This window comes from Sulfitobacter sp. 15WGC (assembly GCF_005068605.1).
In the GTDB taxonomy this organism is placed as follows: Bacteria; Pseudomonadota; Alphaproteobacteria; order Rhodobacterales; family Rhodobacteraceae; genus Sulfitobacter; species Sulfitobacter faviae.
Map to the genome: position 1 here is coordinate 1 of NZ_SZNL01000059.1, position 1,006 is coordinate 1,006.

General features: G+C 62.1%; 1 pseudogene. It reads right to left on the bottom strand.

Annotation, left to right across the window (positions count from 1 at the left end):
• Positions 1-813 (bottom strand): annotated as a pseudogene (locus tag FCK22_RS17935) (IS3 family transposase); the annotation flags it as partial.
• Positions 814-1,006: the final 193 nt, after the last annotated feature.

Genomic DNA, 1,006 nt, shown 5'->3' on the forward strand with positions numbered 1-1,006 from the left:
TAGATCCGCACCAGCGCATCCAGCTCACGCGCAACACGCGCGCCGGAGATGCTGGTGTCAGCAATCAGGCACAGGTTTTCGCGGCTGCAATCGTCTATCACTGCCAGGATGCGGAATTTCCGGGATGCCCCGAAGCTGTCAGCCAGGAAGTCCAGAGACCAGCGCGCATTGGGATACGCAGCCTCCGGCATCGGGGAGCGCGTTCCACGGGCCCGCTTGCGGCCGCGCCGCCGCTTCACTGACAGCCCTTCTTCCCGGTAGAGCCGATACAGTTTCTTGTGGTTCATTCTCATGCCCTTGCGCTCAAGCAACACGCCAATCCGGCGGTAGCCGAACCGGCGCCGCTTTCCGGCGATCTCCTGCATCTCCTTGCGGATCTCAGGGCAGTCCCCTCTCGCACATGCTGTGCATGTGCTGCCGGGCAGCGGGACGGGCGTTCGCGCCGGACTGTCTTTGGGTCGACACCAACAAGCCGACAGGCCCGGCGCTGCGAGATGCCGTGATCCCGCATCGCCCTGAGCGCCGCCTCTCGCCGCTTGGTCAGCGTCGTCAGCTCTTTCCCAGAAGATCCTTCAGAACCACATTGTCCAGCATCGTATCGGCCAGCAGCCGCTTCAGCTTGGCGTTCTCGTCCTCCAGCGCCTTCAGCCTCGCGGCCTCCGACACCTCCATGCCGCCATACTTGGACTTCAGCTTGTAGAACGTTGCCGGGCTGAGCCCGTGCCTGCGGCACACCTCCGCCGTCGGCATGCCTGCCTCTTGCTCCTTGATCATCCCGATAATCTGCGGCTCGGTAAAACGGCTCTTCCGCATTCGTCTGCTCCTCCAGGGTTGGGCAGACTCTACATCATGGTGAGGGATTTCGCGGGGGGCAGGTCATTCATCGTAGCCTTTAAGGAGCGAAGATGAACAAGAAGCCCGGAACATCGAAAGACGCAGCTGACAAGCTGGTCAAAAAGATCCGCCGCAAGACCCGCCAGACCTACTCGGCGGAGGAGAAGATCCG